Annotated in this window: 24 protein-coding genes; 23 read left to right on the forward strand and 1 reads right to left on the reverse strand. The window is 66.0% G+C overall.

The window, feature by feature from the left end; genetic code table 11:
* Positions 1-12 precede the first annotated feature (12 nt).
* From E0W80_RS15115 to E0W80_RS19425, 11 genes are all read left to right on the forward strand, one after another.
* Positions 13-960, forward strand: a complete 948-nt coding sequence (locus E0W80_RS15115; protein WP_131493698.1) for an ABC transporter permease — start codon at positions 13-15, stop codon at positions 958-960.
* The gene (locus E0W80_RS15120; RefSeq protein ID WP_131493700.1) at positions 957-1853 is read left to right on the forward strand and encodes an ABC transporter permease; all 897 of its coding nucleotides are present in this window, start codon (positions 957-959) and stop codon (positions 1851-1853) included. The genes E0W80_RS15115 and E0W80_RS15120 overlap by 4 nt, the downstream gene beginning before the upstream one ends.
* Complete coding sequence (locus E0W80_RS15125) at positions 1850-2887, forward strand: ABC transporter ATP-binding protein (RefSeq protein ID WP_131493702.1); 1038 nt, start codon at positions 1850-1852, stop codon at positions 2885-2887. The genes E0W80_RS15120 and E0W80_RS15125 overlap by 4 nt, the downstream gene beginning before the upstream one ends.
* Positions 2884-3963 carry an oligopeptide/dipeptide ABC transporter ATP-binding protein gene (locus E0W80_RS15130; protein ID WP_131493704.1) on the forward strand — a complete coding sequence of 360 codons (1080 nt, stop codon included), beginning with the start codon at positions 2884-2886 and terminating at the stop codon, positions 3961-3963. The genes E0W80_RS15125 and E0W80_RS15130 overlap by 4 nt, the downstream gene beginning before the upstream one ends.
* Positions 3964-3990: 27 nt before the next feature.
* Entirely contained in the window at positions 3991-4860 is an 870-nt protein-coding gene (locus E0W80_RS15135) for a 3-hydroxyacyl-CoA dehydrogenase family protein (RefSeq protein ID WP_131493706.1), read from the forward strand.
* Positions 4861-4884: 24 nt separating this feature from the next.
* Entirely contained in the window at positions 4885-5703 is an 819-nt protein-coding gene (locus E0W80_RS15140; RefSeq protein WP_131493708.1) for an enoyl-CoA hydratase-related protein, read from the forward strand.
* Between the two features lie 3 nt (positions 5704-5706).
* Positions 5707-6477: an enoyl-CoA hydratase-related protein gene (locus tag E0W80_RS15145; RefSeq protein WP_131493710.1), complete on the forward strand. Its 771-nt coding sequence runs from the start codon at positions 5707-5709 to the stop codon at positions 6475-6477.
* A gap of 24 nt (positions 6478-6501) precedes the next feature.
* Complete coding sequence (locus tag E0W80_RS15150) at positions 6502-7665, forward strand: acyl-CoA dehydrogenase family protein (RefSeq protein WP_131493711.1); 1164 nt, start codon at positions 6502-6504, stop codon at positions 7663-7665.
* Positions 7662-8444, forward strand: a complete 783-nt coding sequence (locus tag E0W80_RS15155; RefSeq protein ID WP_205802371.1) for an enoyl-CoA hydratase-related protein — start codon at positions 7662-7664, stop codon at positions 8442-8444. The genes E0W80_RS15150 and E0W80_RS15155 overlap by 4 nt, the downstream gene beginning before the upstream one ends.
* A 25-nt stretch (positions 8445-8469) precedes the next feature.
* The gene (locus E0W80_RS15160; RefSeq protein WP_131493713.1) at positions 8470-9633 is read left to right on the forward strand and encodes a thiolase family protein; all 1164 of its coding nucleotides are present in this window, start codon (positions 8470-8472) and stop codon (positions 9631-9633) included.
* 161 nt (positions 9634-9794) lie between these two features.
* On the forward strand, positions 9795-10037 hold the full coding sequence (locus tag E0W80_RS19425) for an OB-fold domain-containing protein (RefSeq protein ID WP_240740550.1): 243 nt from the start codon (positions 9795-9797) through the stop codon (positions 10035-10037).
* 25 nt (positions 10038-10062) lie between these two features.
* Here the strand turns inward: E0W80_RS19425 and E0W80_RS15170 are convergent, their stop codons facing one another.
* Positions 10063-10791, reverse strand: a complete 729-nt coding sequence (locus E0W80_RS15170; protein ID WP_131493717.1) for a FadR/GntR family transcriptional regulator — start codon at positions 10789-10791, stop codon at positions 10063-10065.
* 117 nt (positions 10792-10908) lie between these two features.
* Between E0W80_RS15170 and E0W80_RS15175 the strand changes: the two genes are divergently transcribed.
* Genes E0W80_RS15175 through E0W80_RS15230 form a run of 12 tightly spaced genes read left to right on the forward strand, consistent with a single transcriptional unit; the run spans position 10909 to position 23725 of the window.
* Positions 10909-12117 carry a CoA transferase gene (locus E0W80_RS15175; protein ID WP_131493718.1) on the forward strand — a complete coding sequence of 403 codons (1209 nt, stop codon included), beginning with the start codon at positions 10909-10911 and terminating at the stop codon, positions 12115-12117.
* Positions 12118-13296 (forward strand): acyl-CoA dehydrogenase family protein, encoded by a 1179-nt coding sequence (locus E0W80_RS15180; protein ID WP_131493720.1) that lies wholly within the window; start codon positions 12118-12120, stop codon positions 13294-13296.
* Positions 13293-14402, forward strand: coding sequence for a CoA transferase (locus E0W80_RS15185; protein WP_131493722.1), 1110 nt, complete (start codon positions 13293-13295; stop codon positions 14400-14402). Before E0W80_RS15180 ends, E0W80_RS15185 begins: the two co-directional genes overlap by 4 nt.
* A complete protein-coding gene (locus E0W80_RS15190; protein WP_131493724.1) occupies positions 14399-15616 on the forward strand; it encodes a CoA transferase in 1218 nt (405 codons plus the stop codon). Before E0W80_RS15185 ends, E0W80_RS15190 begins: the two co-directional genes overlap by 4 nt.
* Positions 15617-15642: 26 nt before the next feature.
* On the forward strand, positions 15643-16809 hold the full coding sequence (locus E0W80_RS15195) for a CaiB/BaiF CoA-transferase family protein (RefSeq protein WP_165875485.1): 1167 nt from the start codon (positions 15643-15645) through the stop codon (positions 16807-16809).
* Positions 16806-17744: a TIGR03619 family F420-dependent LLM class oxidoreductase gene (locus E0W80_RS15200; RefSeq protein ID WP_131493728.1), complete on the forward strand. Its 939-nt coding sequence runs from the start codon at positions 16806-16808 to the stop codon at positions 17742-17744. Before E0W80_RS15195 ends, E0W80_RS15200 begins: the two co-directional genes overlap by 4 nt.
* Positions 17741-18931 carry a CoA transferase gene (locus E0W80_RS15205; protein ID WP_131493730.1) on the forward strand — a complete coding sequence of 397 codons (1191 nt, stop codon included), beginning with the start codon at positions 17741-17743 and terminating at the stop codon, positions 18929-18931. Before E0W80_RS15200 ends, E0W80_RS15205 begins: the two co-directional genes overlap by 4 nt.
* Complete coding sequence (locus E0W80_RS15210; protein WP_131493732.1) at positions 18931-20175, forward strand: MFS transporter; 1245 nt, start codon at positions 18931-18933, stop codon at positions 20173-20175. Before E0W80_RS15205 ends, E0W80_RS15210 begins: the two co-directional genes overlap by 1 nt.
* A complete protein-coding gene (locus E0W80_RS15215; protein ID WP_131493734.1) occupies positions 20159-20998 on the forward strand; it encodes a MaoC/PaaZ C-terminal domain-containing protein in 840 nt (279 codons plus the stop codon). Before E0W80_RS15210 ends, E0W80_RS15215 begins: the two co-directional genes overlap by 17 nt.
* Positions 20995-21786 carry an enoyl-CoA hydratase/isomerase family protein gene (locus E0W80_RS15220; RefSeq protein WP_131493736.1) on the forward strand — a complete coding sequence of 264 codons (792 nt, stop codon included), beginning with the start codon at positions 20995-20997 and terminating at the stop codon, positions 21784-21786. The genes E0W80_RS15215 and E0W80_RS15220 overlap by 4 nt, the downstream gene beginning before the upstream one ends.
* Positions 21783-22937: an acyl-CoA dehydrogenase family protein gene (locus E0W80_RS15225; protein WP_131493737.1), complete on the forward strand. Its 1155-nt coding sequence runs from the start codon at positions 21783-21785 to the stop codon at positions 22935-22937. The genes E0W80_RS15220 and E0W80_RS15225 overlap by 4 nt, the downstream gene beginning before the upstream one ends.
* Positions 22934-23725, forward strand: a complete 792-nt coding sequence (locus E0W80_RS15230) for an SDR family oxidoreductase (protein ID WP_131493739.1) — start codon at positions 22934-22936, stop codon at positions 23723-23725. The genes E0W80_RS15225 and E0W80_RS15230 overlap by 4 nt, the downstream gene beginning before the upstream one ends.
* Positions 23726-23765 lie beyond the last annotated feature (40 nt).

Below are 23765 nucleotides of genomic sequence, written 5' to 3' on the forward strand. Positions count from 1 at the left end.
AGGAAGGAAGACATGCTGAGGTTCATTGGGCGTCGGCTCCTCTTCCTCGTTCCACAATTGCTGCTTGCGGCCCTGGTCGTGTTCGCCCTGACATCGCTGCTCCCGGGTGATGCCGCCATCGCCAGAGCAGGCGGCGAGACGGCCACCCCCGAACTCATCGCGCAATACCGCGCCGAACTCGGCTTGGACCAACCGCTGCATATACGATTCTTCGATTTTGTCTCGAACGCAGTCGCCGGAAACCTCGGTGTGTCGTTTAGCACCAGCGAGCCTGTGACGGAGATCCTGGCACGCAAGGCACCGGTGACTCTGAGCCTCGTACTCCTGGGCTTCATCATCGCGATCCTCATCGCGCTCCCGCTTGGCATCGTCGCCGCCCTGCACCCCAATGGGTGGGTGGACCGGTTGTCGCTGGCGGTGGCTACGACGGGTGTCGCGATTCCCAACTTCTGGTTCGGACTGATCCTCGTCCTCATCTTCAGCCTTAGTATGGGCTGGTTACCAGCGACGGGATACGTCTCGGCCACGACCAATCCCTGGCAGTGGTTCCTCCACCTGCTCCTTCCGGCCATCACCCTAGGCCACGCGCTCGCCGCCGAACTGACCCGTCAGTTGCGTGCCGCGCTCGGTGATCACCTGCGACGCGACTATGTCCGGACGATGCGGGCTGCTGGACTTTCGGAACGCAGCGTAGTTGGCAAGCACGCTCTTCGTTCCGCACTTGGGCCGGCCGTCACAACGCTCGGGCTGCAAGTGCCGATCGCGATCGGCTCCTGTGTTGTGATCGAAGCAGTGTTCAACCTGCCAGGACTGGGCACCCAGATGGTGCAGGCAGTGTTCTCTCGCGACATTCAGGTACTGCAAGGCGTGGTCCTCTTCACGGTGGTGCTGGTGGTCATCGCCAGCTTCTTCGCCGACATGGCCTACGCGTTGATCAATCCGAAGGTGAGAGCAGAATGACCACGGCTCCGACAGTCCTGCCCGATACCAAGCTGACTCCGGTCGCTGGCGCAAAGCAGAAGAGACGCAGCCTCCTTCGCCGAGTGTTCATGCGCGGCCCGGGTATGGCCAGTATCATCTACCTGGCGATCATCGTCATCGTCTCGATCATCGCCCCGTATATCACCCCGTACGACCCCAACGCAATCGATCTGCGCGCCGTCCTGCAGCCTCCATCACTCGAACATCTTCTTGGGACTGACGACCTCGGACGCGACGTCTTCTCACGACTACTCGTCGCTGGAGGGGTCTCGCTCCTCGCGACCGTCCAGGCGGTATCGGTAGGTCTGCTGTTCGGTGTGTTCCCAGGTGTACTTTCGGGATACCTCGGCGGCTGGTTCGACGCAGTCATCACGCGGGTCGCTGACGTGCTACTGAGCTTTCCCTCGCTGATCCTGGCCCTCGCGATTGTCGCGATCCTCGGTCCGGGGCTGGGCAATGCGATGTTTGCTGTGGGCATCGCTTATGCGCCCCGCTTCTTGAGGATCGTCCGAGGCCAGGTGTTATTCGTTCGCAACGAGACGTTCGTCGAGGCCGCAATATCCACCGGCATCCCGAGACCGAAGGTGATATGGGGGCACATGTTGCCCAATGCGTGGCCGGCGTTGATCATCCAGATCTCATTCATGCTCGGACTCACCCTCATTATCGAGTCGAGTCTGAGCTACCTCGGTCTCGGTGTGCAGCCACCCGACGCCAGCTGGGGATCGATGATCGGGGGAAGCAAGGCGTTCATCGAGACCGCCCCGTGGCTCGTGCTGGCTCCCGGTCTCGTTATCTTCTTCACATCGCTGGCGTTCAACACGCTCGGAGATGCCCTGCGCGACGAGGTCACCGGAGGCCGTGGACAATGACTAAAGCCGCATCAGTCGACACAATGGCGCCATCTTCGGAGGTAGTCCCTCTGCTCAGAGTCGAGAACTTCTCGCTCGATCTTGCCCCCAGCGGCGAATTTGTCCCTGTACTCTCGAACGTCGACCTCACGATACGCACAGGTGAAGTTGTGGGGCTGGTCGGCGAGTCGGGGTCGGGCAAGTCGACGCTAGCCCTCTCTCTGATCGGTCTAGTTCCGCAGAAGATCTCTAAGCGCCGTGGGGGCCGGATTGTGCTCGACGACACCGAGATCACGGGCGGCACCCGGCGAGCGCTCCAATCGGTGCGGGGCCGCAAGATCGGCATGATCTTCCAGGAGCCGATGACGGCGCTAGACCCCGCGTACCGCGTCGGAGACCAGGTCGCCGAGGCCATCCGGCGTCACACCGGTGTGAGCCGAGCCGAAGCGCGTCGACGGACCATCGAGAACTTCAAGCTCGTCGAGATCGCTGACGCCGAGCGACGCGCAGACGCATATCCGCACGAGCTGTCGGGCGGCCTGCGCCAGCGCGTGTGCATCGCGCTGGCCATCGCATGCCGCCCGCAACTCCTGATCGCCGACGAGCCGACGACGGCTCTCGACGTCACGACGCAGGCGCAGATTCTGCAGCTGTTGCGCCGGCTCCGCGAAGAACTCGGAATGGCGATCATCCTCATCAGCCACGATCTCGCGGTGATTGCGGAGTTCTGCGATCGGGTCATGGTGATGTACGCGGGACAGATCGTCGAGGAATCGCCGATCGATCCCTTCTTCATCCAGCCCCGGCATCCCTACTCGTCGGCGCTGCTGCAGTCGCTGCCGGAGAACCAGCTACCGCTGAAGGCGCTGAGCGTACTCCCTGGATCGCCGCCATCCCTGGGGATGCAGGTGCCCGGCTGCCGCTTCGTCGCGCGGTGTGCGCACGCGCAGTCCGGCCGGTGCGACGTCACACCGATAGAGATGACGAACGAACCACCTCGAGCGTTCCGGTGCATCCGCGCGGACGAGCTCACGCTTCCGGGAGCGGCACGATGACCACGACACGTAAGGCCGAAGACCAGGAACTCGCCGTCGAGCACGTGCTCGAGGGTCGCAACCTCGTCAAGGAGTTCGCCGGACGGTCGGGCCTGTTCTCCCGCAAGGGCAGCCAGGTGCGCGCCGTGGACGGTGTGACCGTCCGGCTCCGAAAGGGGCGCACGCTCGGATTGGTCGGTGAATCCGGTTCGGGCAAGTCGACAGTCGGCAGGTTACTGCTGCGCCTGCTCGATGTTACCGAGGGTGAGATCCTGCTCAACGGCGACGACATCACCAAGGAGAAGCACCGCGATCTTCGTCGTGCCCGCCGCGCAATGCAGATGGTGTTCCAGGACCCGTACTCATCGCTGAACCCGACGATGCGGGTGGGTGAACTCGTCGGTGAGCCGATCACGTACCATCTCAAGCTTCGTGGCAGCGCCCTCCAGGAAGAGGTCGACCGCACGCTTGTGGCCGTCGGTCTCACGCCCGAGCACGCGCGCCGATTCCCCGACGAGCTGTCGGGCGGACAACGGCAGCGCGTCGCGATCGCGCGAGCGCTGGGCCCCTCACCCGAAGTCCTCGTCTGTGACGAGGCTGTCAGCGCATTGGACATCTCGATCCAGTCGCAGATCCTCAACCTCCTCCTGCGCCTGCAGGAAGAGTTCGGGCTGACGATCCTCTTCGTCTCGCACGACCTAAGCGTGGTCCGTCACGTCAGCCATGACGTGGCGGTGATGTATCTCGGTCAGGTCGTGGAGCAGGGGCCATCCGATCGCGTAGTCGACCATCCGGCGCACCCCTACACCGCGGCGCTGCTGTCGGCGGTACCGGAGGCGAAGCCGTCAGCGCAGCGCGACCGTCAGAAAATTCTGCTGCACGGCGACCCGCCGAGCCCCTCGGCTCCGCCTCCCGGATGTCCGTTCGCCAGCCGTTGCCCGGCGGCCTTCGAGCCGTGTGCGGAGATCCGCCCCGAGCACACGCCCGTCGAGGGCGGGGGAACTGTCGCCTGTCACCTGCAGACGAAAGGCCCGGTGCTGGCCGGTCGACCGGTGCCGATCGAGCTTCTCGTGAAGCGCAAAGAAGCAGTACACTAGTATTAGAGAATAGCTCAAAGGAGAAGCATGACTCAGATCTCACGCCTCACCGTGATCGGCTCGGGGACCATGGGCCACGGAATCGGCCAGCTCGCCGCGATGAAGGGAATCGAGGTCAGTATCTTCGACGTCGACGACGCGGCGCTTGGTCGCGCGAGCCAGAGCGTTGCTACCAGCCTCGCTCGATTCGTAAAGAAGGAGACGATCAGCGAGCAGGAGTCCGCCGACATCCTGGCGCGGATGAACTTCCGCTCCAACCTGGACGAGGCGCTCGAAGGTGCCGAAGCCGTGATCGAGGCGGTGCCGGAGGTGCTCGAGCTGAAGCAGCGCGTTTTCACCGACATCGACGCGCGCACCTCGCCCGACGTGCTGCTTGGCACCAACACCAGCCAGTTGAGCATCACCGCGATCGCGTCGGCCACGAAGAGCCCCGAGCGTGTCGTCGGCATGCACTTCTTCAACCCGCCCGTGATCATGCGCCTGGTCGAGATTATCCGGGGAACGCTTACCACCGACGACATCCTCGCCCGCACGGTGGCGCTCTCTGACCAGCTCGGCAAGGAGAGCATCGTCTGCCAGCGCGACACTCCCGGCTTCATCACCACGCGGGCGATCATGGCGCTGCGTCTCGAGTGCATCCGCATATTCGAAGAGGGCATCGCGTCGATGGAGGACCTCGACAAGGCGATGCGTCTGGCCTTCAACCACCCGATGGGTCAGTTCGAACTGAACGACTACAACGGTCTCGACATCGCCTTGCAGGGTTCGCGCAACCTCCGCGAGGCATACGGTGAGCGATTCGCGCCGCCCCCCAGTCTCGTCTCCCGCGTGGCCGCCGGCCGCCTCGGGCGCAAGACAGGCGCCGGTTGGTACGAGTACCCCACGGACAACAAGTAGACGAGCGAAGGGCGAGAACCCGCGATGAGCACTGCCGAATTCACCGACATCCTCTATGAGAAGGCCGACCACGTCGCCCGGATCACCATCAACCGACCGAAGTCCCTCAACGCGTACACCAACCACACAATGCGCGAGATCGTTCTCGCCGTGCAAGACGCCTCCTTCGACGCCGAAGTCGGGGTCGTCGTGATCACCGGCGCCGGTGAACGGGCATTCTGCGCCGGCGGCGACGTGAAGTGGGAGGACGAAGGCGGACTGGAAGCGACGTACGACTACTTCCCCGACATCCACAACGCCATCCGCTGCTGCCTGAAACCCGTTATCGCACGGGTCAACGGCTACGCGATCGGCGGTGGTCACCACCTGGCGTACGCATGCGACCTCACTATCGCCGCCGAACACGCGATCTTCGGTCAAAACGGTCCCTCGGTCGGGAGCCCAGCCGACGGGTTCACCGTCGCGCGGCTGTCAACGATCATTGGGCACAAACGTGCCCGCGAAATGTGGTTCCTCAACCGCCGCTACACTGCCGCGCAAATGCTCGACTGGGGTCTGGTCAATGCGGTTGTGCCCTACGACCGTCTCGACGAGGAGGTCGACGCGTGGTGCGACGAGATACTCGCCAAGAGTCCGACGTGCCTTCGGGTCAACAAGGCCTCCTTCGAAGGCGCACTGGACAATATGCGCAACCCCACCTTCTCGGTGCAGCGCATGCTCGCGCCCAATTATCTCGGATCCGAGGAGCAGATGGAGGGCACGAAGGCATTCCTGGAGAAGCGGAAACCGGACTTCAACAAGTTCCGCCGGAACGTCCCCGAGCTGTACACGAGCGGAGTCTGATCGATGCCCGTCACCGTCGTCCGAGAAGGACACATCCGCATCGTCACGATCGACCGGCCCGATGCGCGCAACGCGATCAACCGTGAGACGCGCGCGGGCCTCGAGGAGGCGTTCACTGACTTCGCCGCCGACGACGATGCCTGGCTGGCGATCCTCACCGCCGCCGGCGACAAGGCGTTCAGCGCCGGTGCCGACCTGAAGGAGATGGATCCGGCGCAGCGTGCCGACCCCGACTACGTTGCCCCGCCGTTCGGATTCATCACCCGCGACTTTCACACCGACAAGCCGATGATCGCGGCCATCAACGGTGCGGCGTTCGGCGGCGGCCTCGAGCTCGCGCTCGCGTGCGATTTGCGCGTCGCCGCCGAACACGCCGTGCTAGGTCTGACGGAGGCCAAGTGGGCGCTGCTTCCCGGCGGTGGTGGCACGCAGCGACTCGTGCGCAGCATCCCACGGGCGATCGCGCTCGAGATGCTGATGACAGGCGCGCCGATCACGGCGACCCGCGCGTTCGAACTGGGCCTCGTGAACGCGGTGGTGCCCTCCGCGGACCTCATGACGCGCGCGATGGAACTCGCCCGCACGATCGTCAACAACGGCCCGCTCGCAGTGCGAGCCGCCAAGCAGGCCGTCGACGAGGGTGCGGACGTATCCCTCGCCCAGGGCCTTGCACTCGAGCAGCGACTGAGCAAGGCGCTATTCTCCACCGACGACGCGGTCGAGGGTCCTCGCGCGTTCGCGGAGAAGCGTCCCCCGTCGTTCACCGCACGCTGAGCATCCAATGAAGAGGAAGACACCATGACAACGTCCGACACGCTGAGCACGGCGCACCTGTTCGCACTCCCTCCGGAGATCGAGGAGTTCCGCGCCTCCGCGCGCGCCTTCGCCGAGCGTGATGTCGCCCCGCTGGTGGAGGAGGCGGAACACACCGGCACCTTCCCTCTCAGCCTTTTCCGTCGGGCTGGCGATCAGGGTCTGCTCGGGCTGCAGTTCGACATGGAATGGGGCGGATCCGAGGCGGGTCTTCTTGCCGACATGGTCTTCAGGGAGGAGGTCTCGCGTGTGTGCGCGGGCATCGCCGCCGGGCTGGGCATCCAGGGACAGATCGGCACCGCCTACCTCGCGCGATACGGAAGCGACGAGCAGAAGGCCCGGTGGCTGCGGCCGGCGATCGCCGGAGAGCTCATCACCGCGTGGGGGCTGACCGAGCCCGACGCTGGATCGGACGTGCGCTCGATCCGTACAACGGTCCGCCCCGACGGTGATGGCTTCGTCCTCAACGGCCGCAAGACGTTTATCACGAACGGTCCCATCGCCGGAGTGGTGGGCGTGGTTGCCAAACAGGGCGAGGACAGGTTCGCCGTCTTCATGGTCGAGGCCAGTGACCCCGGTTACAGCGTCGAGCGCACCCTCAACAAACTCGGTTGCCGTTCGTCGCAAGTGGGCGAGCTCGTCTTCGACAACGTCCGACTGGACGAGTCCCGTCGGATCTCGCCGCCGGAGGGCTCCACGATCGACGCCATCCTCGACGTGCTCATCCGTGGCCGCGTGCTCATAGCCGCCGCCGCCCTCGGCGTGGCCGGCGCCGCCTTCGACCTCGGCCTGCAATACGCCAAGGACCGTCGCGCGTTCGGCAAGCCCATCGGGAAATTTCAGGAGATCTCGATGAAGTTCGCCGAGGCCGACGCCCGCATCGCCGCGGCACGGCTCTTGACGTATCGCGCCGCGGTGCTATGCGACTCTACCGACAGCGTGCCAATCCGCGAATGCGCGCAGGCGAAGCTCATTGCGAGCGAGACGGCGCTGTGGGTCGTCGACCAAATGATGCGCGTCTTCGGTGGCATGGGCTTCATGGCCGAGTCGACCATCGAGCGGCTGTACCGGGATGTCCGGTACTTTCAGATTGTCGAAGGCACGACCGAGATCCAGCACCGCATCCTCGCCAAAGCGGTGGGCCTGTGACCAACACCGAGCCGCAACTGCTGGTCGACCGCGACGGCCCGGTCGGAGTGCTCACGCTCAATCGTCCGGCCGTGCACAACAGCCTGACCACCGCGCTGATCGGCGAGTTGGGCGAGGCGCTGGTGCAGTACCGGGATGACCCGTCGATCCAGGTCATCGTGATCACCGGCGCGGGGGAACGCGCGTTCTGCTCCGGGATGGACCTTCACGGGTCACCGGCGAGCACCGTTTTCGACGACCAGTTCGGCGCTCCGCCGCAGCACCTATCTCGCGGCATGGAGCTGTGGAAGCCGGTGATCGCCGCGGTCAACGGCTTCGCACTGGGCGCCGGATTCGAGCTCGCGCTCTCGTGCGACCTCCGCTACGCCTCGACCAATGCCACCTTCGCCCTCCCAGAGGTGACCATCGGATCCATGCCCGGCGCTGGCGGAACCCAGCGCATCATCCGTCAGGCCCCGTCGGCCCTCGCCATGGAGCTCCTGCTCACGGGCGACCGTTGGGACGCCCACAGAATCCAACAAGCGGGTCTGCTCAACGGCGTCGTCGAGCCCTTAGAACTCCTTCCCACAGCGATTGAGATGGCGCAGCGGATCGCACGCAACGCGCCGCTGTCGCTGCAGGCCGTCAAGCAGGCGGTCTGGCGAGGACGTCACTTGCCGCTGGCGGAGGCGTTGACCCTCGAGCGCACCCTGTTCAATCTCATACGCGACACCGAGGACCGCGCCGAGGGACGCGCAGCGTTCGCCGAGAAACGTCCGCCCGTGTTCCGCGGTCGATAGTCCACTCGCAGAAGAAGAGATGATCATGCCACACACCCCGAACCACCGCCTGAGCGGCAACGCCGCGATCGTCGGCGTCGGTCGCACGTCGATGGGCAAGCTACCGGGAAGCACAGCCCTCGGGCTCGGCCTCGAGGCCTTGAACGCGGCACTCGCCGACGCCGGCATCGACAAGAGCGAGATCGATGGCATCCTCACCCACCCAGGCACGACGTCGCGCGAAGGCGCGAACCATTACTTGCGCCTGTCGGAGGCCGCGGGCATCGACCCGCGGTACGCCGGATCCAAGTCGATGGGAGGTGCCACCGCCGGCGCGCTCGTGCAGGAGGCGGTCATGGCTATCGACGCCGGGCTCGCGACTACGGTGGCCTGCGTCTTCGGGGATGCTGCGTTGACGGGGGGTCAACGATTCAACAGCCCCAACGGCGACCCCGGCCTGAACTGGGGTATCTGGGGTATGTTCGGTCCGCAGGCCAACAGCGCGCTCGGTGCCCGTCGGCACATGACCCTGTACGGCACGACGAGCGAGCAGCTCGGTGCCGTCTCGGTCACCTTCCGTGAACACGCGCAGTTGAATACGGATGCCGTGATGTACGGCAAACCGATCACGCTCGAGGACCACCAGTCCTCACGGATGGTCGTGGAGCCGTTCCACTTGCTCGACTGCTGCCTGATCAGCGACGGCGGCGTCGCGATCATCGTGACTTCTGCGGAGCGCGCGAAGGATCTCGCTAAACCAGCGGTCCACATCGCCGGCATGGGTCAGGGTTACACCGCTCGAAAGTCCGAGCAGCTCGATTGGTGGTATCTGCCGCATCAGCGCGCCGTCCTCGACGAGGCGTGGGCGATGTCGGGCCTCGGCCCAGATGACATCGACGTGGCCGAGCTGTACGACAACTTCACCTTCTCGGTCTTGCTCTGGCTCGAGCATGGCGGATTCGTCGCACCCGGCGAGAGCGGTGCCTTCGTCGCCGAGGGAAACCTTCGCCTCGGCTCCCGATTGCCGACCAACACCCACGGCGGCAGCCTTTCCGATGCCTACATGCAGGGCTGGACGCACATTGTCGAAGGCGTGCGTCAGATCCGCGGCGAGGCGGGGGAGCGGCAGGTCGCCGGAGCGGAGACATGCCTCACCACGGGTCGCGGAATGGCCCTCAACACAGCGAATGCATTGGTGCTGACGAAATGACCTACGACAAGCCGCTTCCTGTCACCACAGACGGATCGCAGCCCTTCTGGGACGGTTGCAAGAGACACGAGCTCACCATTCAAGAATGTACGGTCTGCGGGCACCGCCGCTGGCCGATCGGGCCGGCGTGCACCGAGTGTCTTTCGACCGAGGCGAAATGGGTGATCCTTCCCGGCACGGGGGAGGTGTGGTCGTGGATCGTCTATCACCAGTCGTTCAACGCCACGTGGGCGCCGCAACTGCCCTACAACGTTGCGCTCATCAGGGTCGACGGGGCGCACACGATGATCTCGAACCTCGTCGACATCGACCCCGACCAGATCCGCGTGGGACAGAAGGTGGAGGTCGTCTTCGACGACGTCACCGAGGACTTCTCGATTCCGAAGTTCCGCGTGGTGGGATGACGTCCCGGTGTGTCCCTCGTTGGGCTCAGCGGCGATCCGCAGGCAAGAGCGGAAGCTCTCCGCCATCCAGTACGTTGCGGAACGCGTCGACGTGACGCGTCATCCTGCGGACTGCGGTCTCGGGGTCGCGTGCCCGGATCGCGTCGAGGATGAGGCGGTGAGCCTTGATCGTGGCCTGCGTGTTCGTTCCGAACGCCTCGAAGGCGCGGCTGTAGATGAGCTGCTGGGTCGTCGCGGTGAGCGCCGAAATGACGCCGTTATGCGAAGACTCGGCGACGAGTATATGGAAGCGGGCCGCTTCCTCCGCCACGATCTCGGGGTCGTCGATGTGCGCCTCGGTCCGGGCAATGGACGCTTCGATGCGCTTGAGGTCGTCATCGGTCGCGCGATGCGAGGCCAGGCGCACAGCGAGCGGCTCCATCAGGGCGCGCGCTTCGAGCAGCTGTTCTGTAGTGGTCTGCTCGACCGCGAGGATCACATCGAGGATGGTCGCCAGCCGTTCGATCCGCGGACTGGTGACGTAAGCACCGCCATGCCGGCCGGAACGCACCTGGATGAAGCCGTCGGCCTCGAGCAGCATCAGCGCCTCGCGCACGGTCGCGCGGCTGACACCCAGTTGCTCGATGAGTTCGCGCTCGGTGGGAAGCCGGTCGCCAATACTGAGCGAGCCGTTACGGATCTCACCTCGGATCTGTGCAGCGATGACGTCAGCAAGCTTGCCCTGCTTGATCCTGTCGAAAACGACCTCTGGCATTCGCTTCCTGTTCCGCCCTGACCCGGCTGAAGAATTCGGCCAACTCACGTAATTGTAGCCGACCGGCAGTAAACTCGATAACTATGCTAACATTATTATAGTCAGAGAGGACACTGCATGACTAAGCCCATGTCACGGGCGCTGGATGGTATCCGCGTCCTCGCGCTTGAGAACTTTGTTGCCGGCCCCACAGCCACGATGCTGTTGGCGGACTGGGGCGCGGACGTCGTTAAAGTGGAACCGCCCAGTGGAGACGCATACCGATCGTTCCCGCCGATCCAGACCGACGGGACAGCGACCAGCAGCGTTTGGTTCTCACGCCTGAACCGCGGAAAGCGCAGCATCGTCCTTGACCTGACGACGGCCGCGGGACGTGAAACGTTCCTCGAACTTGCCGCCGCCACCGACGTGGTGGTCCAGAACCTGCGTCCCGGCACGCTGAGCAAGCTCGGACTCGGCTACGACGATCTGTCCCACGTGAACCCCCGCGTGATCCTCGTGTCGATCTCGGGCTTTGGGCAGCCTGACGTCCAACCCGGACCGTACACGTCGCTGCCGGCTTTCGACCTGATCGGACAAGCGATGTCGGGCATCGCCTACACATCGGGCCGCGAGGGCGATCCGCCTTCGCCCGTTGGTTTTCCGCTCATCGACACCACCGTCGGCGACTGGGCGGTGACGGCGACGCTGCTCGCTCTGTTCCAGCGCGAACGTACCGGCGTGGGGCAGCATCTGGACGTGGCCATGTTCGACGTCGGCATTCACTTGAATGAATACGCCGTCGGTGCGTACGGATGGAACGGAGTCGCTCCCGTCCGCGGGCGACTCCCCAGTTCAGCGCCGTTCGAGCTGGTCCGAGCCAAAGATGGCTTCGTGGCGATCGCCGTGTCCGGCGAGCCGATTTTCGCGCGGTTCACAGAAGCGATTGGTCATCCGGAGCTCGCGTCCGACCCGCGCTTCTCGGATGGCACGAAGCGTGCTCAAGCGATGGATAGCGACCTGCTGCCGGTCATCGAGGCATGGACCACGACGCGCACCGTCGTTGACATCGTCGGCATCCTTGGCAAGGTCGGTGTCCCCGCCTCGCCGGTGCATGCTGTGGGCGACCTCTTCGGCGACGCGCACGTCGTCGAACGGCAGATGATCGTGTCGGTCCCCGATCCGGTGCTGGGTGAGGTCCGCGTTGCCGGTAATCCGATCAAGGGTGACCTAATTCCCCCATTGATACCACGCAGCGCCCCGCAACTCGGGGCGGACCGCGATGCCGTGTTGGACGAATGGCTCGACGCCTCTCCGGGTGAGCGCGCCGTGAGGGAGGAGTGGTAGATGCGTTTGAGCGAAGAACTGGAAGCCGTCCAGCAGATCGCGCGTGACTTCACTCGTCGTGAACTCATGCCGCTCGAGGAAGCGGTGATCCGACGGGAGGTCGAGCGAGGATTTCAGCAGATCCCTCTTATTGACCCTGGGAAGGAGGCGCACCTCACGGCGGCGGTGCGCGAACTCGGGTTGTGGGGCCTAGAGGTTCCCGAGGAGCTGGGCGGTGCGGGTCTCGGGCTCCAGGCGAAGGCCGTCGCGGTAGAGGAACTGAACTACAGCATCACGCCGTACCGGCTACCACCGGAAAGCCCGAACATTTCCTACCTTGATGCGGTCGCCACCGACACGCAGAAGGCAAAGTACCTTGACCCGCTGTGCCGCGGCGAGAAGACCTCGGCATTGGCACTGACCGAACCTGACGCCGGTGCTGATGCCGCGGGCATCCGCACCACCGCCGTAAAGGATGGGTCCGAGTGGGTCATCAATGGCAGCAAGCTATGGATTTCGTGGGCAGACGCTGTCGACTTCTTCATCGTCATCGCCGTGACTGACCAGGAAAAACGCAGCCGCGGGGGGATGACCGCGTTCCTCATTGACAAGGGCGCGCCGGGTTTGGAGGTCTCCAGCCCTATCCCGACAATGGGCGAGCAGCGGCCGTTCGGCCTGTTCTTCGACAACGTACGCGTTTCGGATGATGCCGTGCTGGGCGAGGTCGGCAACGCCTTCCCGCCCCTGACCAACAGGCTCGGCGTGCGTCGCGTGGAAATTGGGGCCAGGTGCACCGGTCAGGCCCAGCGGATGATCGACATGATGTGTCAGTACAGTGTCGAGCGCCACACATTCGGCGCCCCGCTGGCCGACCGGCAGGCAATTCAGTTCATGATCGCCGACTCGGCGATGGAGTTGCACGCGGTCAGGCTGATGGTGCACGACGCGGCTGCCGCGCTGGATGCTGGCGTCCGCGACATCCGCTTCGAGGCTAGCGCCGTGAAGGTCCAGGCGACCGAGATGCTCAGTCGCGTAGTGGACCGGGCGCTGCAAGTGCACGGCGCCATGGGGTACTCCAAAGAGTTGCCTATCGAGTTCGTATACCGCAACAGCCGCGTCCTGCGCATCCTGGAAGGCCCCTCTGAGATTCACCGTGGGCAGATCGCGAAGCTGTCGATAAAGCAACGAGCGCGGCAATGACCGGGCCCCTCAGCCATCTACGTATCGTTGAGATCGGCGATGACAGCGGCGCGTACGCGGGGCGTCTCTTCGCCGGCTTCGGAGCTGACGTCGTCCGCCTGACCGCACCCGCCGGTCTGACGGTGCGTGGTTGGCAGATCGACCCCGACCCGGTGGTGCAGGACTTCCTGCACCGCGGCAAACACACCTTGCCGCTGCCGAGCGACCCGGCATACCGCGTCCGCCGGATTGCTCAGGTTATCGACGCCGCAGACATCCTGATCGAATCAGGGGCGCCCGACGTCCTTGAGCAGCTCGGGCTCACCGAGGACGATCCATCGATTCAGCGCGCCGACCTCATCCGCGTGCGCGTTACCCCCTGGGGTACGGGCAGCGACCTGGCCCTCATGCCCGGAAGCGATCTGATCAGCAGCGCGGCAGGCGGCTTCCTTACCCTGGGCGGATGGCCTGACCGGGCGCCGACCCGGGCGTTCGGAGACCAGAGCCTCCGGATGGCCAGCCTGCATGCGGCGGTCGGCGCGATGCTTGCGGTACTTGCCCGCGACCGCGACGGCCAAGGCCAGGAGGTCGAGGTCGGCGTGACGGAGTCCGTTGCCACGGCACTCGAGAACTCGCTCCAGTACGCCGACCTCGAGGACGTGATCCGTCGCCGTACCGGGCCGGGCTACCAGGAAGCCGGCAGCGGCGTGTACTCCTGTCAGGATGGGTTCCTCTACGTCATGGTGGGGCGGCTCAGCACAGCGCAGGGCTGGCAGAACCTCACCGCCTGGCTCCGCGAGGAAGGGGTCGACGGTGCCGACGAGCTCAGTTCGGACGAGTGGGCCGACTACGAGTTCCGTAAGTCGTCCTATGCCAAGGACCGTTTCCGGGAGGTGTTTGAGCGGTTCGCGTCGCGGTGGGCGAAGGCCGACCTGTACGTGCAGGCGCAACGGCGCGGAATCGCGATCTGTCCCATTAACAGCCCGGACGACTTGCTCGCCAGCGAACACCTCAACGCCCGCGGATTCTTCACCGACGGCCCCGACGGCGTGCGTCACGTCGGTGCCCCGTTCCGAATGTCGGTGACGCCGTGGTCGAACGAGGTCGCACAGGAGGGTGCCGCATGAGCGCCGCCCTGCCGCTGGAAGGCGTTCGGGTACTCGACCTCACGTGGGTGGGGGCAGGTCCGATCGGAACGAAGATCATGGCCGAATTCGGAGCAGAGGTGATCAAGGTCGAGTCCCGAACCCGACCCGATCCGCTCCGACGCACTGGTCCGTTCGCGCCCGGAAACGACCCGCTCGAGCGATCAGGATACTTCGCCGATCGCAACGCCGGAAAGCAAAGCATTTCACTCGATCTGACCGACCCACGGGCCCGGGACGTGGTGCTGCAGCTTGCCGCGGTCAGTGACGTGTGCGCCCAGAGCTTCCGCCCGGGAACGATGGAAAAGTGGGGGCTCGGATACGAGGACCTCGTCACCGTCCGCCCCGACATCATTTACCTCGCGATGCCTATGCAGGGCGAGACGGGGCCGCATTCTCATTTCTCGGGGTTCGGCGCGACGTTGGTGGCGCTGTGCGGACTGCATGAGCTTTGCGGGTACCCCGACCGCGAGCCCGTTGGCACGGGGACAAACTATCCCGATCATGTCCCTAACCCGCTGCACGCCGTCTTCGCGACGCTCACTGCGCTCAGCCACAGGGCACGCACGGGTCAAGGGCAACGTATCGAGCTGTCGCAGCTCGAGTCGACGATCAATATCATCGGCCCCGGTATCGAGCAGGCCGCACGGGGGCGCGCTCCGGAGCGCCGCGGCAACCGTGTCGATCATGCGGCTCCGCACGGCGTTTTCCCCGCCGCTGGCGATGATCGCTGGGTCGCCATCGCGGTGCTCGACGACATCCATTGGCGCGCGCTGGCCGCGGCCACCGACATCCCCGCACTGATGACGCCCGGATGGGACGGCCTAGAAGGTCGGCGTGCGGCGGAGTCGGAGATCGAAGCAGTGCTATCCGAATGGACGTCACAGCGCGATGCCGACGAGGTTGCAACTTTGCTGACGACGGCGGGCGTGCCTGCGTCGGTCGTCCGCAACGCCGCCGAGCTTCTAGACGGCGCCTCGGGTCTGCGTGCCCGGGGCGCATTCACAATGTTGCATCACCCTGTGATGGGCGACACTGTGTACACCGCACCAACGCCGAGACTGTCCCGCACCCCGGGTCAGCTCACAACCCCCGCACCTTTGCTCGGGCAGCACACAGATGCTGTGTTGCGAGACGTTCTCGGGATGGCTGCGTCAGAGATCGATGCTCTGCGCACAGCCGGCGTCCTCACCTGAAACTCGTTTCCGAACAGGAGATCCTCGTGACCACACCCGCACCCTTGACAGGCATCACCGTCCTCGACCTCACCAGGGTTCTGCCGGGGCCGTTCGCGACCATGATGCTCGCCGACCTCGGCGCCGAAGTCATCAAGGTCGAGCACCCGCGCGGCGGCGACCCCGAACGCAGCAACCCTCCGCTTATCGACGACGAGTCGGTCCGCTTCCAGATGCTCAACCGCACCAAGCGATCGATCACCGTAGACCTGAAGAGCGCACCGGGGCGTGACCTGATTTTGCGTCTCGCCGAGACGGCCGACGTGGTAATCGAGGGATTTCGTCCGGGCGTCGTGACCGAGCTAGGGATCGGCCCGGACGCCGTGCGGGCGGTGAACCCGCGGGTAGTATACGCCTCGCTGTCGGGATACGGGCAGACCGGGCCGTACGCCATGCTGCCCGGTCACGACATCAACTATATGGCGTTGTCGGGACTGCTGCGGTACTTCGGTACCGCGGAGGAACCCCGCATCCCATGGCTGCCCATCGCCGACATCGGAGGCGGTGCGACTATGGCCGTCGCCGGCATCCTCGCCGCCCTCCTCGCCCGCGCCACCACCGGCACCGGCGACTACCTCGATCTCAGCATGGCCGAGGGCGCGCTGTACTGGCAGCACACCCGCGCCCAGTGGTGGATCGGCACCGGCGAGGAGCCCCGCCCGGATGGTCTGCCCGTGACTGGATCATTGCCCGGATACGGGATCTACGCGACCGGGGATGCCGAGTGGTTGAGCCTCGGTTGTATGGAGCCGATCTTCTGGGAGCGCCTGTGCGCGCTTCTCAACATGCCCGAGGACGTGACGCGCCAGCACGATCGGACTGCCTTCGCGGACCTCGACCAGCGGATACGCACCGCCATCCGAGGCAGGTCTGTACGGGAGTGGTTCAAAGTGATGAAGGAAAAGGGGATCCCCGCCGCGCCCCTGCTGTCGATCGGCGACGCCCTCGAGGACGAACATTTTCGCCAAAGAGGGGTCGTGGGCGCTGGCGAGCTTCATGACCGACTGCGCTCTCCTTTCCTCTATTCCGAGGCCCAGCGGCCCGAGGCCACCCCGGCCCCCGCGCTCGGCGCCGACACCGACGATGTCCTGCTGGCCGCGGGCTTCGGGCGCGATGAGATCGACGATCTCCGCCGTGAGGGCGTGGTCGGATGAGCGTCAGACCCAAGCTGGGCACCGGCTTCGGCCCGGGAACGCTCGGGTTCCCGACTGCCGCCGAGCTGCTGCTTTTCGGCGACCGCGCCGAGGACGCAGGATTTGAGCACTTCTGGGTCAACGATCACATGTCGTGGATACATCCGCTGCTCGATCCCGTGGTGCTGTTGTCGGCGATCGCCGCGCGGACCTCGCGGATCGGTCTGGCAACCGGCGTGTACCTCCTGCCGCTGCGCTCGCCCGCGGCGACCGCGCGCGCGTTTGCGAGCCTGGACTACCTCAGCGACGGCCGCGCGATGCTCGGCGTCGGGATCGGCGGAGAGTTCGACGAGGACTTCGCGGCTGCTGGGGTACCGATTGCTCAGCGTGCGGGTCGCACCGACGCTACTATCCGGGTGCTCCGCGAGCTGTGGAACGGCGAGCCGACGACCCTGCACGACAAGTACTTCGACTTCGACAACGTGCAGGTGCTGCCGCGGCCAGTGGCGTGCCGTGTGCCGATCGTCGTCGGGGGGCGCTCCGAGGCCGCCCTGTCGCGAGTGGCCGAATTGGGCGACGGGTGGATGCCGTACCTGATGAGTCCGCAACGAGTCGCCATGGGCATCGCGCGGCTGCGAGAACTCGCGCCCGACCGCGAACTCCGCGTTATCGCCCATGTCTTCGCGCAATTCGGACCCGACGTCGAGTCCGCGCAGGAGAAGGCGACGCGGTACCTGTCGGCGCAGTACCACCGCGACATGAGCGCCACCGTGGGCAAGTGCGTGCCCTGCGGACCGATCGAGGCTGTCACCGAACAGCTCGCCGGGTATGCGATCGACGGCGTGACGGATGTCGTACTCCGCCCGCTAAGCGAGCCGGACCGGCTCCTCGCCTCGCTGGATGATGCAGCGGGTGTGTTGGCGACCTGGCGTGATGAGAAAGACGGTGGTTTATGAACGAGCAGAATTCTGGACCGCTGAGCGGAGTACGAGTCCTAGCCATCGAGAACTTCTTGTCGGGGCCCTACGGCAGCATGCTGCTGGCGGACTTCGGCGCGGACGTGATCAAGGTGGAGCCCCCCGAGGGCGACGGGTACCGCAGGGCGACGCCCAACTACGAGAACGACCACGGGCGCATGAGCTACAGCTTCCTGCGCGTAAACAGGAACAAGCAGAGCGTCGTCCTCGACCTGAAATCTCCCGAGGGCAAGGAAGCGTTCCTGAGGCTGGTGGACGAGTCCGACGTCGTGTGGGAGAACCTGCGGCCGGGCGCTATGGACCGCCTCGGCCTGGGGTGGACGGTGCTGCACGAACGCAACCCCGTACTCATCTACGGCACGATCTCGGGCTTCGGCCACGGCGACGTGCTCCCGCGCGGCCCGTACGCCGACCTGCCGGCCTTCGACATCGTGGCTCAGGCGATGAGCGGCTCGATGACGCGCGTCGGAGAGGAGGGGCAACCACCCCTCTACCTCGGTGCACCGATCGCAGATCAGCTCGCGGGCGTCATGGCCGCGTTCGGGGTCGTCCTCGCGCTGCGCACCGCCGAAGCCACCGGGCAAGGCCAGCACGTCGACATCGCGATGTACGACGTCATGGTGGCGCTCAACGAACAGTCGGTCGGGCACTACTCGCACTTCGGGGTGGTTCCCAAGCGCGGTCTCAGTCCGACATCCGCGCCTTATGGAGCCTTCCGTGCGAAGGACGGCTGGTTCGCGGTGGGCATCGCCAGCGACTGGATCTGGGCGCGCTTTTGCGCGGCGATCGACCGGCCGGATCTGGTCACCGCCGAGGGGCTGCGCACCGGGATGGAGCGGTCGTCGAACCAGGATGCCGTGCTACGGCCGTTGATCGAGGAGTGGGCGTCCACGCGCACGGCGGCCGAGGCGGCCTTCCACCTGACGGGCGCGGGAGTACCCGCCGCGCCCGTCCAGGACATCTCCGACCTCTTCACCGACCCGCACGTAGCCGCGCGCGAAATGCTCACAACGCTCGAGGATCCGGTCATCGGCCAACTGACGGTCGCTGGAAACCCGGTGAAGCTGGGCTCTCACCCGCACCTGCCGACCCGCACAGCCCCGCAGCTGGGTGCCGACCAGCGCCTAGTCGAGGACACCCGGAGCGCCCGGCGAGCATCGGCGTGATGATCTCCGTGCCCAGAGGGAGCCACCCCGCCGCACCCGGCGGAGCGCTCCTCATCTCGGCGCTGTCGTTCGCAATGGCGACGGGCGCGACGGGCACGTACTCGTTTTCTACGCTCTCTCCCTTCCTCACGCAGGAACTCGGCCTTAGTGCGGGCAGCATCGGCATGCTCCTGAGCGGCCTGTACGTCGTCGCTGCCTCGTCTAGTGGGGTTATCGGACGGATCGCGGATCGCGCCGATCCCGTGTGGGTCATCCTGATCGGGGCCACCTGCTCGCTGCTGGCCAGCGTCGCGCTGGCTTCGACCTTCGGATGGCCGGGACTTGTGGTCACCGTCATCCTCGGCGGTTTGGCGATGTCTGCGTCAAACCCGGGAAGCAACGGCATGATCGCCCATCGCATACCGCCGGGTTCGCGGGCGTTCGCGACGGGGATCAAGCAATCGGGTGCGACCGGTGCCGGCCTGTATCTCGCGGTCGTACTGCCGCCCCTTGCGGTGCTCGTCGGCTGGCGTCTCGCTGCGTTAGCCGCGATCGTGATCCCGATGCTCGCAATTGCCACTGTCCTGGCCGGGCGCAAGGCGCCCGCCGCACAACTCGAACTCGAGCTCGAGGCGCCGCAGTCCGAGGTGCACCCCTCCCGCGCCCGCTGGCTGGGATGGCTCGCTCTCTACGCTCTCCTCCTCGGGGTGGCGACGGGGATCTGCAATGGGTTCTATGTGCTGTACGCCACGCACCTCGGGTTCGGTGCCGTCACCGCCGGATTCGTGTTCGGCGTCTTCGCTCTCGCGTCAGTGGGCGCGCGCGTCGTCTGGGCACGCCTGACCGAGCGCGGAGCGCGCCCGGCCGTGTTGCTGCAGGTGGTCGCGGCACTGGGGGCGTGTTCTGCGCTCTTTTGCCTGGCCGCACCCTTCGCCGGCCCGTGGATCATCTGGATTGCCGCCGCGCTGGCGGGCTCCACAATCGTCGGCTGGAACGCCCTGGGCATGGTCACGATCATGCTCAACGTCCCGCGTCGCGCGGTGGGGGTGTCGGCGGCGCGAATGTTGCGGGGATTCTTCGTGGGACTGGCGATCGGCCCGCTACTCTTCGGCCTGTTGGTCGAGGTGAGCGACTACCTGTGGGGCTGGATACTGCAACTCGTGGTCCTCCTGCTGGCCGTGGGTGCGGCGGCGATGTTCGGACGGACGGTGGCGCGGCCGATTTCGGCCGCAGATCAGGGAGATAACGATGAAGAAGTGGTCTGAACCGTCCTACCCACTCGCCCTGTGGGGATGGAGCCCGACGGAGGTGCGCCGCTACGCGCTGGCCGTGGGCGCGCCCAGGTCGCCACTGGACGAGGGCGACCTGCGCCTCGTGATGACCGACGAGCCCGAGGTGCTTCCCACCTTCGCGATGCTGCTCGCCGATGCGCACAGCCTTCGATACATCCCGCTGCCTGGAGTCGACTACGAACCGGAGGACGTCATCTACGCCGGCCACGAACTGGAACTCTTCGGTCCGCTGCCGTCGTCGCTGACAGGAACCAGCACCTCCCGCATTCTTTCGGTCGGGGATGTCAGATCGGGGGTGCTCGTGCGACGCGAGACAATCAGCCGGGACAAGGCAGGCAAGGCGGTCGCGCGGAACGTGGTGACCAGTGTCATCCGTGGCGCGGTCAGTGGTGAGAGCCATCGACCGCCCGCGACGCCGAGCGAAACAGTAGAACCGCTCCACGAGCAGATCGACGTGCCGACGCTGCCGCAGCAGGCACTCCTGTACGCGCAGACCGGAGACGATAATCCGCTGCACTGGAACCCTTCGGTTGCCCGCGGGGCGGGGTTCGACCGGCCCATCCTGCACGGGCTCTGCAGCGCGGCCATGGTGACCCGTGCGGTGATCGGCCATGTGACCGACCACGGCTGGGTCGCGTTCCGTCGGCTGTCGGTCCGGTTCACCTCGCCCGTCGTCCCCGGCGACACGATCCGCGTCGGCATCGGCGGCCGGCCCGGTGCCCTTCGCTTCGCGGCGTCGGTCGGCGGGCGAGAGGTCCTCAGCTCGGGAATCGTAGAGATGAACGGAGCCGCATGATGCGCGAACAGCAGCTGATACGCACCGACACGGTCGCGGACGGCATCGTGGAGATCGCGCTGAGCCGCCCGGAGCGCCGGAACGCCCTCACGCTGGAGATGCTGGACGAGCTCTCCGATGCCGTCGACCGCGTCATCGGAGAACTCGACGCGCGCGTCATCCTGCTCACCGGCGACGGCCCCTCCTTCTGCGCGGGCGCTGATCTGAGATCGGTGCACAGCCCTGACTCGAGGGCGCCGGGCGAGGCCGGGCTCGGAGCCGCACGGGTGTGGGAGCAGCTCGGAGACGTCCCGGTGCCGGTCATCGCAGTGGTCCAGGGCCACGCGATGACTGGTGGGCTACACCTCGCGCTGTGCTGCGATCTGATCGTCGCCGCCGAAGACGCGATCTTCCAGGACACCCACGCCCGGTTCGGCCTCGTGCCCGGGTCGGGCGAGCCCCAACGCTATGCGCGACGACTGGGGATCTTCCTGGCGCGAGAGATGCTCCTGGCCAGTCAGCCCTTCACCGGGGCTGAGGCGGCGGTGCGGGGCTTCGTCGCCCGCGCCGTCCCCGCACCGAGACTGCGCGAGGATGCCGTGCGGTTCGCCGAGCAGATCGCGGCCAACAGCACCCGCACGGTGGGCTACCTCAAGCAGATGCTCAACGGCGGTTTCGGCCGACCGTACGGCGAGGCGCAATGGGACGACGAGCGGCTCAATCACCGTGGCCGGCTCAACGTCCTCCCCGATCCCGACCGCGACGCACGGTTGCGGCAGTTCTCCTCACGGACTGGCTCGCCCTCATGACTCTCACGGCCTTGGCACTCGGCGACGACCTCGACGAACTGCGCGCGGCCGCGCGCGCCTTCGCGACGCGCGAGATCGCGCCCCGAGTCGACGCGGCCGAGAACGACGAGAGATTCCCCCGCGAGTTGTTCGGCATCGCCGGGAAGCAGGGCTTCATCGGTTCCCACTATCCGGACGCCGTAGGCGGCGGAGGCGGCGACCTGCGGGCGGCGCTGGTGATCCGTGAGGAGTTCTCGTACGTGTCGGTCGGACTCTCCTCGGGACTCGGGCACCAGGACCACGTAGGCACCGCGTACCTGAATCGCTTCGGATCGCCGCAGCAGCACGAACGATGGTTGCGCCCGGCCCTGTCGGGCGAGTTCGTCATTGCAATGGCGATCACCGAACCCGACGCCGGTTCCGACGTTCGGAGCATGCGGACCACGGCGCGGCGGACTGCCGGCGGATGGGCGATCAGCGGGCGCAAAACCTTTATCACGAACGGTCCGCTCGCTGACGGGATCGCCGTAACGGCGCGCATCGACGGGACGGATCGTTTCGGCGTCTTCATCGTGCTTCGGGGCGACCCGGGGTTCGTCGCCGAGCGGGCGTTCCACAAGCTGGGCTGCCGATCGTCCGAGGTCGGCGAGCTGCTGTTCGACCACGTCGTCGTGCCCGGCGACCGGTGCCTGTCGTCGCCCGACGGCGGTACCCTCGCCGACATCCTCGACGTGCTGATCGTCGGTCGCGCGATCATCGCCGCATCCGCGGTGGGGCTCGCCCGTCGCGCGCTCGACTTGGGGATGAGCTACGCGCGCACCCGGCACGCGTTCGGCGTTCCGATCGCCGCCCATCAGGAGATCTCGATGAAATTCGCCCGTGCCAGCGCGCAGCTGCGCGGTGCGGAGCTGCTCGCGTATCACGCCGCCGAGTCGTACGCGTCGACCGGCGTCGTTCCGGTCCTCGAATGCTCGCAGGCGAAGCTCTTGGCCGCCGAGACGGCCGTCGATATCGCTGACCAGATGATGCGCGTCTTCGGCGGCGCCGGATACATGGCCGAGTCCGAGATCGAACGGCTCTACCGTGACGCCCGGTTCTTCACGGTTGTGGAGGGCACCGCCGAGATCCAGCACCGCATCATCGCCTCCGAGTTGGGCCTGATGAAGCGATGACCGCCTCACCGCCGAGCGACGATCGGATCACCCTCGCCGCGCCCCGCCGGTTCCGGCTCGACGGAAAGCGCGCGCTGATCACCGGGGCGAGCCGCAATATCGGGTTCGCGATCGCGACGGCGTTCGCACACGCCGGCGCGGACCTCATCTTGGTCGCCCGCGGGCGGGACCGACTCGTCGCGGCCGCTGACGCCCTGCGCGAAGGGAGCGACGCCGCAGTGACGACGATCGTCGCCGACGTCGCTACCAGCGCAGGGATCGAAACTATCACCGCCGGCGTCGGCGACGGGGCCATCGACATCCTCGTCAACAACGCGCATACAATCGGTCACGCTCCGGGGTCACGGCTGATCGATCTGCCCGACGCGGCGTGGGACGACATCCTCGCGACGAATCTGCTCGCACCCTTCCGCCTCGCCCGCCACTTCGCGCCGCGGATGATGCGGCAGGAGAGCGGCTGCATCGTGAACCTAATGTCGGGGTCGGGTCTGCAGCCCTCGCCAGGTCTCGGCGCCTACGGCGCCAGCAAGTCTGCTCTGTGGATGATGACGAAGTCGCTCGCGGTGGAGCTCGCGCCCCATGTGCGCGTGAACGCGCTCTGCCCAGGTCTAGTCACCGAAGACGGCTCGCCGCGCAACGAGGCGCAGGAACGGCTTCTCCCTTCGGTGCCGATGAACCGGATCGCAGATCCCAACGAGATCGCCGGCGCAGCACTGTATCTGGCTTCGGATGAGGCGAGCTACACCACTGGCGAGCTGCTGATCGTCAACGGAGGACGGCCGTGGTGACCCGCGGCACCCGGCTGCGCTCTGCGTGGGAGAGAGGAGA

Origin of the sequence: Microbacterium sp. PI-1 (genome assembly GCF_004337555.1) — a bacterium.
In the GTDB taxonomy this organism is placed as follows: Bacteria; Actinomycetota; Actinomycetes; order Actinomycetales; family Microbacteriaceae; genus Microbacterium; species Microbacterium aurugineum.

Bases quoted from the DNA above. Each gene is read 5' to 3' on its own strand.
- E0W80_RS15115 (WP_131493698.1), top strand. From the start codon at position 13: ATGCTGAGGTTCATTGGGCGTCGGCTCCTCTTCCTCGTTCCACAATTG.
- E0W80_RS15120 (WP_131493700.1), top strand. From the start codon at position 957: ATGACCACGGCTCCGACAGTCCTGCCCGATACCAAGCTGACTCCGGTC.
- E0W80_RS15125 (WP_131493702.1), top strand. From the start codon at position 1,850: ATGACTAAAGCCGCATCAGTCGACACAATGGCGCCATCTTCGGAGGTA.
- E0W80_RS15130 (WP_131493704.1), top strand. From the start codon at position 2,884: ATGACCACGACACGTAAGGCCGAAGACCAGGAACTCGCCGTCGAGCAC.
- E0W80_RS15135 (WP_131493706.1), top strand. From the start codon at position 3,991: ATGACTCAGATCTCACGCCTCACCGTGATCGGCTCGGGGACCATGGGC.
- E0W80_RS15140 (WP_131493708.1), top strand. From the start codon at position 4,885: ATGAGCACTGCCGAATTCACCGACATCCTCTATGAGAAGGCCGACCAC.
- E0W80_RS15145 (WP_131493710.1), top strand. From the start codon at position 5,707: ATGCCCGTCACCGTCGTCCGAGAAGGACACATCCGCATCGTCACGATC.
- E0W80_RS15150 (WP_131493711.1), top strand. From the start codon at position 6,502: ATGACAACGTCCGACACGCTGAGCACGGCGCACCTGTTCGCACTCCCT.
- E0W80_RS15160 (WP_131493713.1), top strand. From the start codon at position 8,470: ATGCCACACACCCCGAACCACCGCCTGAGCGGCAACGCCGCGATCGTC.
- E0W80_RS15170 (WP_131493717.1), bottom strand. From the start codon at position 10,791: ATGCCAGAGGTCGTTTTCGACAGGATCAAGCAGGGCAAGCTTGCTGAC.
- E0W80_RS15175 (WP_131493718.1), top strand. From the start codon at position 10,909: ATGACTAAGCCCATGTCACGGGCGCTGGATGGTATCCGCGTCCTCGCG.
- E0W80_RS15180 (WP_131493720.1), top strand. From the start codon at position 12,118: ATGCGTTTGAGCGAAGAACTGGAAGCCGTCCAGCAGATCGCGCGTGAC.
- E0W80_RS15185 (WP_131493722.1), top strand. From the start codon at position 13,293: ATGACCGGGCCCCTCAGCCATCTACGTATCGTTGAGATCGGCGATGAC.
- E0W80_RS15190 (WP_131493724.1), top strand. From the start codon at position 14,399: ATGAGCGCCGCCCTGCCGCTGGAAGGCGTTCGGGTACTCGACCTCACG.
- E0W80_RS15200 (WP_131493728.1), top strand. From the start codon at position 16,806: ATGAGCGTCAGACCCAAGCTGGGCACCGGCTTCGGCCCGGGAACGCTC.
- E0W80_RS15205 (WP_131493730.1), top strand. From the start codon at position 17,741: ATGAACGAGCAGAATTCTGGACCGCTGAGCGGAGTACGAGTCCTAGCC.
- E0W80_RS15210 (WP_131493732.1), top strand. From the start codon at position 18,931: ATGATCTCCGTGCCCAGAGGGAGCCACCCCGCCGCACCCGGCGGAGCG.
- E0W80_RS15215 (WP_131493734.1), top strand. From the start codon at position 20,159: ATGAAGAAGTGGTCTGAACCGTCCTACCCACTCGCCCTGTGGGGATGG.
- E0W80_RS15220 (WP_131493736.1), top strand. From the start codon at position 20,995: ATGATGCGCGAACAGCAGCTGATACGCACCGACACGGTCGCGGACGGC.
- E0W80_RS15225 (WP_131493737.1), top strand. From the start codon at position 21,783: ATGACTCTCACGGCCTTGGCACTCGGCGACGACCTCGACGAACTGCGC.
- E0W80_RS15230 (WP_131493739.1), top strand. From the start codon at position 22,934: ATGACCGCCTCACCGCCGAGCGACGATCGGATCACCCTCGCCGCGCCC.